Here is a 7690-nt window from a genome sequence, read left to right as displayed (position 1 = left end):
TGCCTGCCAGCGTCCCCGTGGCAAAAACAACACTGGGACGCCGTACACGGCCGAGGATAGGGGTAACGGCCAGTTGGCATGGCCAGCAGTCCACCAGTCCGACACTGTGGGACTACCCGTGCCCGAAAGGACTGGGAGTCCGGTAATTAGACTGCGAACCTGAAACTCCCACCGCTCGGGATTCCTCCGCGTTTACGCGGAGGAGGATGTCAAGCCCTCCCCGATCGCCCCCCTCTCCCGAGCCGTCGGTTCGCTTCTCGACCGCTCCCGCCGCCACTTCGAGAGAGCCCGCTCGCGGTCCGGCGCGGTCGCGATCGGGCTCGTCCTGCTCGTCACCGTCTCGACGGTCGGCGGAATCGTCGCACTCGGCGCGGCGTTCGACGCGACGATCGACCGGGAGGTCACCGTCGACAACCCAGACCGACCGCCGGAGGCGACCTGTGAGGCGTTCGGCGACGACGACTCGCTCGTCGGCGAGCGGTGCGACCGCCCGAAACGGGTCGACGTCGACGTCGGGGAGGAACTCCGGAGCGCGACCGGCGACTACGTCGCGTACGGCCTGTTCGGTGTGCCGATCTGGTGGGGGATCTTCGCGCTCGTCCTCCACGGCGGCGCGCGCCTCGCCGGCGGGAGCGGCTCCGTGGGCGACTCGTTCGTGATCGCGGCGTGGGCGATCCTCCCGGAAATCGTCCGACTCGGAGCCGGTGTCGCGGCGGTCTGGTACGCGCTTTCGACGGCGGCGGTCGACGGCGCCACGATCGAGGCGATAGCGAACGAGATCGTCGCCGCGATCGGGGCGATGCAGGCGCCCCTGCTCGCCGCTTCGGCGGTCGTGATCGCGGTCCAGTGGGTGATCGTCGTCGGGGGGTTGGAAGCGGCCCACGACCTCGACCGCGGGACTGCGGGTGCGGTCGCCGGTGCGTTCGCCGTGCTCGCGTTCCTTCTCGCGGCGGTGTGAGGGCCTGCCTCACCCTCGCGGCGCCGCACCTTCGCGGCGCCGCAGGCGTCCCGCGATCCCCGCGCACCGTGACCTCCGTGACCCCCCGCACCGCGAGCCGCCGCATTCGGGAGTTTTTAAGCCGAGCGGGCTCCGTCTCCCGACATGATCCTGTCGGACGCGGACATCCTCGACCGGCTCGCGGCGGGGGACCTCGTGGTCGAGCCGCTCGGCGACGTCGACCAGCAGGTCCAGCCCGCGAGCGTCGACCTACGGCTCGGCGAGCGATTCCTGGAGTTCCAGCGCACCAACATCCCCTGCATCCACCCGACCGAGGCCGACGAGGTCGGCGAGTACGTCACTGAGACCACCGTCGACGAGGGCGACGAGTTCATCCTCCACCCCGGGGACTTCGTGCTCGGCACGACGACCGAGCGCGTCGAGATCCCGGACGACCTCGTCGCGCACGTCGAGGGGCGCTCGTCGCTCGGGCGGCTCGCGATCGTCGTCCACGCCACCGCCGGCCTGTGCGACCCCGGTTATAAGGGGCAGATCACGCTCGAACTCTCGAACCTCGGCACCGCGCCCGTCGCGCTCTCGCCGGGGATGCGCGTCTCCCAGCTCACGTTCACCGAGCTGAAGTCGCCCGCCGACCGCCCGTACGGCGCGGAGCGCGGGTCGAAGTACCAGGACCAGGACGGCCCGCAGGCCTCCCGGATCGGCGACGACCCGGAGTTCGAGGGCGACGGGAGCCCAGCGGGGACCTCGACGAGCGCCGCCGAGGGCGACGACGGGGCGAGGGGGGACCGCTCATGAAGTTCATCGAGGAGGTCGTCGTCGACGAGTTCCTCCCGACGGTCCGCTCGATGCTGGCGGAGGACCTCCGCGACCGCGGCTTCACGCAGCGGGAGGTCGCCGACGCCTTGGGGATCTCCCAGTCCGCGGTCTCGAAGTACGCCCACGGCGAAGTGGCCCGCAACAACCGGATCGTCGCCGACGATCGGGTCCGCGATCTGGTCGATCGAATCGGCGAGGGGCTCGCCGACGGCGACCTGAGCCCCGTCGGCGCGCTCGTCGAAATCGAGGTGCTGATCCGGCGTCTGGAGGAGGGCGACCTCCTCGCGGACCTCCACGAGGAGGCGATGCCGGCGCTCGCCGACGCCGAGGTGGAGTTCTCGGTCCACGACCCGGACAGCGGGCTCCGCGAGCGCGAGCGGGTCCTCGGGTCGGTGCGGCGCGGGCTCCGCACCCTGACGAACGCCTCCGGCTTCGCCGCGCTCATTCCGAACGTCGGCGCCAACGTCGCCGAGTGCCTCGACGACGCCCGGACGATCGACGACGTCGCCGCGGTCCCCGGCCGCCTCGTCGACGTGAAGGGGCAGGCGATGGTCCCCGGCGAACCCGAGTTCGGCGTCAGCGAGCACGTCGCGACGGTCCTGCTCGCCGCCCGCGAGGCGGGGTCGACCGCCCGCGGCGCCGTGAACGTCCGGTACGACCCCGACACCGTCGCGGCGCTCGCCGCGTCGCACCCGACCGTCGAGTTCGACGCCGAACGCGAGACCAGCGAGGCGGTCGCCGGCGCGGTCGCCGCGGCCGACCTCCCGGCTGGCGACGACGCGGCGACGCTCGTCCTCTACCAGACCGGCGCGGTCGGCGTCGAGCCGATCGTGTACGTGATCGCCCCGACCGCGTCGGAGGCGGCCGCGGTCGTCCGCGGGATCGTGTAGGGGACGAGGCGGACCGACGCGGCCCGCTCTCACCGTGATCCGTGGCTGACATTCATTACCGCGCCCGTCCAACGTCAGGTATGACCGATCCCGACGCGGTTCGGATGGCGGACGACGAGCGCGACGAGTTCCTCGGGCGGTCGGGAACGGGAGTCCTCTCCCTGTCGACGGCCGCCGGCGATCCCCCGCACTCGGTCCCGGTGTCGTACGGATACGACCCCGTCGAGGAGGTGTTTTACTTCCGGCTCGCCGTCGGGGAAGAGAGTGGAAAGGCGAATCCGACCGACCGCGGAACCACGTTCGTCACCTACGGCGAGCGCGACGATCGGTGGAAGAGCGTGGTGGCGAGCGGTCGGCTGGTGTCGACCACCGACGAGTCGATCTCCACGGAGTCGCTCGCCGGGCTCGGACGGACGGACCAGATACCGATCGTCGACGTCTTCGGCGAGCCGGCGAGCCGGGTGGAGTTCGAGTTCTACCGGCTCGACCCGGACCGGCTCACCGCTCGCGCCGAACGGTCGATGGAACCCTGAGGGGCGTCCCCTCGGAACCGTCGCCGTGCCCGCGTGCGGAAGCCGTCTGAGCGATCGGCCGCGGCTTCCCCCCAGACCGAGCGACCCGCCTCGATTCCACCCGAAATCAGCGGGCTTTAGGCCCGTATCCACGACAACTCGATACACCCACCACATGAGCCACGACGACTTCCCCACCGACGACCCGGCGGTGGTGACCTGTGGACTGCCGTACGCCAACGGCGACCTCCACATCGGCCACCTGCGCACCTACGTCGGCGGCGACGTGTACAGCCGCGCGCTCGAACGACTCGGCCAGGAGACCGCGTTCGTCTCCGGCTCGGACATGCACGGGACGCCCGTCGCGGTCAACGCCGAACAGGAGGGCGTCTCTCCCGAGGCGTTCGCGCTCGACTGGCACGACCGGTACGCCGCGACGTTCCCGAAGTTCAACGTCGAGTTCGACAACTACGGCCACACTCACGACGAGACGAACACCGCGGTCACCCAGGAGCTCGTCCGCGACCTGGAGGACGCCGGTCACGTCTACGAGAAGGAGATCATGGTCGCGTACGACCCCGTCGACGACCAGTACCTCCCCGACCGCTACGTCGAGGGGACCTGCCCGTACTGCGGCGCGCACGCCCGCGGCGACGAGTGCGACGAAGGGTGCCAGCGCCACCTCGAACCGGGCGAGGTCGAGGACCCCGTCTCCACCATCACCGGCAACCCCGCCGAGTACCGCGAGCGCACCCACAAGTTCTTCGAGGTCTCGGAGTTCTCCGACTACCTCTCCGGCTTCCTCGACCGACTCGAGGGGACGTCGAACGCCCGGAACCAGCCCCGCGAGTGGATCGAGCAGGGGCTCCAGGACTGGTGTATCACCCGCGACATGGACTGGGGGATCGATTACCCGGGCGGCGAGGCGACGGAGTCGCCTCGGGGAGGCGGTGAAACCGCCGACAACGACCTCGTCCTCTACGTCTGGGTGGACGCCCCCATCGAGTACATCTCCTCGACGAAGCAGTACTCGGAGCGCGTCGGCGCCGACGCCTTCGACTGGGAGGCGGCCTGGCTGGAGGGCGCGAGCGACGCCCACCCCGAGGGCGGCGAGATCGTTCACGTGATCGGCCGCGACATCATCCAGCACCACACGATATTCTGGCCCGCGATGCTGGAGGCGACGGGCCACGCCGAGCCGCGCGCGGTGATGGCGAGCGGCTTCGTCACCCTCGGCGGGAAGGGGTTCTCCACGAGCCGGGACCGCGCCGTCTGGGCCGACGAGTACCTCGACGAGGGGTTCCACCCCGACCCGCTGCGCTACTACCTCGCGACCAACGGCGGCTTCCAGCAGGACGTCGACTTCTCGTGGGAGAAGTTCCGCGACCGCGTCAACACCGAGCTGGTGGGGACGGTCGGCAACTTCCTCTACCGCTCCCTCCTCTTCGCCCACCGCAACTACGACGACGCGCCCATCGCGGACGCGACGAGCGACGAGGTGCGAGACCGGATCGAGGAGGCGATCGACGACGTCGAGGCCGCGGTCAACGACTACTCCGTGCGCGCGCTCGGCGACGCCGTCACCGACCTCGCGCGGTTCGGCAACGAGTACATTCAGCGGAGCGAGCCGTGGAACCTCGTCGACGAGGACCCGGACGAGGCCGCGCGGGTGATCCACGACTGCGTCGCGATCGCGAAGGCGATCGCGGTGCTGTTCGAGCCGATCGCCCCCGAGAAGTGCGAGCGCCTGTGGGACCAGCTCGGCGAGGACGGCTCCGTCCACGAGGTCACCGTCGACGCGGCCCGCGAGGGGCCCGCCGGCGACCTCGCGGAGCCGACCGAGCTGTTCGAGCAGATCGAAGACGAGCGCGTCGAGGCGCTCAACGAGAAGCTGGAGTCGCGGGTCGCCGAGGCGGAGGCGGCCGACGGCGACGATGGCGACGGCGACGAAGGCGACGGCGATGAGGACGGATCGGACGACGAAGCGGCGACCGACGAAGACGCGACCGACGACACCGACATGACCGACATCGAGCCCCTCAGCGACGACCGCATCGGCTTCGACGACTTCCAGGAACTGGACATCCGGATCGGCCGGATCGAGGACGCCGAGGGGATCGAGGGCGCCGACGACCTCCTGAAGCTGCGCGTCGACCTCGGCGCCGAGACCCGGACGATCGTCGCCGGACTGAAACAGCTCCACGACGTCGACGACCTGCCCGGGACGAAGGTCGTCGTGCTCGCCAACATGGAGAAGGCGGAGCTGTTCGGCGTCGAATCGAACGGGATGGTGCTCGCTGCCGGCGACGAGGCCGACCTCCTCACGACCTACGAGGACGCCGGGCCGGGCACGAAAGTCAAGTAAGAACCGGTCTCGCTTTTCTCCGTCCTCAGGCGTCGAGCACTTCGATCAGGTTCCCGTCGGGGTCGACGACGAACAGGATCGTGGTCCCGCTCTCGGTCGTTCGCGGCTCGCTGAGGGTTTCGACGTCGCCGTCGAGACCGCGGTAGAACCCCTCCACGTCGTCCACGGAGAGCCCGAGGTGGATCGCGCCCGGTCGGTTCAGTTCCGGATTGGGCGTCGCTTCGCCCGCCGGTTCGTACGCGACGAGTTCCACGATCGTCTCGTCGCCCGCCCCGCCGGCGACGAGGTGCGCGAAGTCGGCGGCCGCGCCGTCGACGGCGACGGCGTCCGCGAACGCCTCGCCGCCCACGGCGAACTCGGCGGCGACGTCCAGATCGAACGTCTCGGTGTAGAAGTCGACGGCGCGGTCGAGGTCGGCGACCGTGACGCCGACGTGGTGCGGAGTCGGATCGGACACGGCTCGAACGACGGCGACCGACGGAAAAACGGTGTCGACCGGCGGGCGCGCCGACCGCCTCGCGCGGTCCGACTGCGGGCGCTCAGAGGAACCCGGCGAGCCCCATCGCGTCCGCGAGCGGGACCCCGGCGACCACGGAGCCGATCAGGTAGCCGCCGATGGCGCCCCCGTTCAAAAGCGGGAGTCCGGCGTGCGGCCGGCCCTTTATCACCCAACTCATCAGCACGAGGAGCCCCGCGAGGCTCCCGACCATCGCGAGCAGCGCGGGGAGGTTGATCCCAATCAGCGGGACAGCGAGCCCGGCCGCGGGGGAGAACGTCGCCGCGCTCGCGACCAACACCGCCGGGATCACGGCGTCGCCGAGGCCGATGAAGAACGCGTCGCGCTCCTCGATCGGCGTGGGGTCCGAGACGTCGGCGCCGTCGTCGTCCGCCCGCTCGCCGCCTCGATCCATCTCGTCGTCCCCGTCACTCCCGTCGCCCCCGTCACTCTCGTCGACCCCGTCGTCCCCGGCGACGGTCGCGCCGTCGGGACCGTCCGCGTCTTCCGCCTCGTCGCCGCCGAGAAGCGAGTACGACAGCGACAGCGGGATGACGAGCACGACGGGGATGTTCAGCTCCATCACTCCCTCCGCGAGCGACAGCATGTGCTCGGTGCCGTACACCGAGACGGCGTCGTAGACAGCGAGGAAGGCGAGCAGGATCAGCGCGGGGAGCAGGCCGAACGAGATGCCGAACAGCCCGGCCGCGCCGGCGCCCATCAACACCCCGGCCGTGTCGATCACGTACCACTCGGGGTAGACGAGGAGCCCGACGCCGACCGCGACGGCCGGCACGGCCGCGGCGAGTGGAGACACCAGCGCGGAGAAGACGTACCAGGAGAGCCACGCCGAGACGCCGACGATGAGGAGTCGGATCGCGCCGTCGAAGTTGTACTTGAACGCGGCGAGCATCAGCCCCGTCATGACGAGGATCGCGAGAACGTACACGAGGCTGTTCGTCGGGTCGTCCGGGTTCTCGACCGCCTGGTACCCGCTCTCGGCGAACTCGGGGACCAGCGCCAGCGCGCCGAGCTGGACGACGAGGAACAGGCCGACGACGAAGGCGACGCCGCGGTACTCGCGGGGGAACATTCGACCGACGGTTCGGGATCGGGGGGTTTCGTCCTTGCGCTTCGGTCCGGCCGCGTTCCGCTTCCGGACGAGTGACGGTCTCGGCGGACGGATCGGGGCCGACCCGGTCGAGGCGGGTTCGAACCGCGTCCGTCGCGGGAGGCACCCGATGCCGCGAACGACGGTATCGACTATCAGGTGCCGAGAACGTCGGAACGATAACTTTCGCCCGCGCCGCAGAACGGGTTCGGGTACGGTGTGGGAGCGGTCGGACCCGAACCCGAGGGCCGACGGACGACGGACGGTGGAAGCGAGTGTCCGGCCGTCCCGCCCGAAACTGGACGGGACAGCCGGTTTCGTCCGCGGCGTCTACGACCAGTCCGATTCGGAACAAGAAGCTACCGCTCGAATTATCGAGACCGATACTCGACGGGCCACAAATATCGTCCGGTGGCCAGTGAGAGGGAAGGCGGAACGGGAAGGCGGGACGCGGCGAACGGCGAAGGGTGGACGGGAGGCGGGCGGGCGGCAGCCGGACAGCGGACCCCCGGGCTGTCGTCGGCGTCGCCGCCCGAGTGGTC

At 70.3% G+C, this 7690-nt stretch carries 7 protein-coding genes; 5 read left to right on the top strand and 2 right to left on the bottom strand.

The features are described 5' to 3' along the window. Positions 1-223: 223 nt before the first annotated feature. The 5 genes from DJ81_RS08060 to metG all read left to right on the top strand — a co-directional run bounded on the left by DJ81_RS08060 (position 224) and on the right by metG (position 5541). On the top strand, positions 224-958 hold the full coding sequence (locus tag DJ81_RS08060) for a YIP1 family protein (RefSeq protein ID WP_094589227.1): 735 nt from the start codon (positions 224-226) through the stop codon (positions 956-958). Positions 959-1102: 144 nt separating this feature from the next. After that, on the top strand, positions 1103-1753 hold the full coding sequence (dcd, locus tag DJ81_RS08055; RefSeq protein WP_094589226.1) for a dCTP deaminase: 651 nt from the start codon (positions 1103-1105) through the stop codon (positions 1751-1753). Then, positions 1750-2664 carry a thiamine-phosphate synthase family protein gene (locus DJ81_RS08050; RefSeq protein ID WP_094526654.1) on the top strand — a complete coding sequence of 305 codons (915 nt, stop codon included), beginning with the start codon at positions 1750-1752 and terminating at the stop codon, positions 2662-2664. Before dcd ends, DJ81_RS08050 begins: the two co-directional genes overlap by 4 nt. A gap of 80 nt (positions 2665-2744) precedes the next feature. Continuing rightward, entirely contained in the window at positions 2745-3197 is a 453-nt protein-coding gene (locus DJ81_RS08045; RefSeq protein ID WP_094525366.1) for a pyridoxamine 5'-phosphate oxidase family protein, read from the top strand. Between the two features lie 154 nt (positions 3198-3351). Next, positions 3352-5541, top strand: a complete 2190-nt coding sequence (metG, locus tag DJ81_RS08040) for a methionine--tRNA ligase (protein ID WP_094589225.1) — start codon at positions 3352-3354, stop codon at positions 5539-5541. A 25-nt stretch (positions 5542-5566) separates the two neighbouring features. Here the strand turns inward: metG and DJ81_RS08035 are convergent, their stop codons facing one another. Both DJ81_RS08035 and DJ81_RS08030 read right to left on the bottom strand, forming a co-directional pair. After that, positions 5567-5998, bottom strand: coding sequence for a VOC family protein (locus DJ81_RS08035; RefSeq protein ID WP_094589224.1), 432 nt, complete (start codon positions 5996-5998; stop codon positions 5567-5569). Between the two features lie 82 nt (positions 5999-6080). Then, positions 6081-7130 carry a presenilin family intramembrane aspartyl protease PSH gene (locus tag DJ81_RS08030; RefSeq protein WP_094589223.1) on the bottom strand — a complete coding sequence of 350 codons (1050 nt, stop codon included), beginning with the start codon at positions 7128-7130 and terminating at the stop codon, positions 6081-6083. Positions 7131-7690 lie beyond the last annotated feature (560 nt).

This window comes from Halorubrum sp. Hd13 (genome assembly GCF_002252755.1).
Lineage (GTDB): Archaea > Halobacteriota > Halobacteria > Halobacteriales > Haloferacaceae > Halorubrum.
This window is presented reverse-complemented; position numbering and strand designations above follow the sequence as displayed.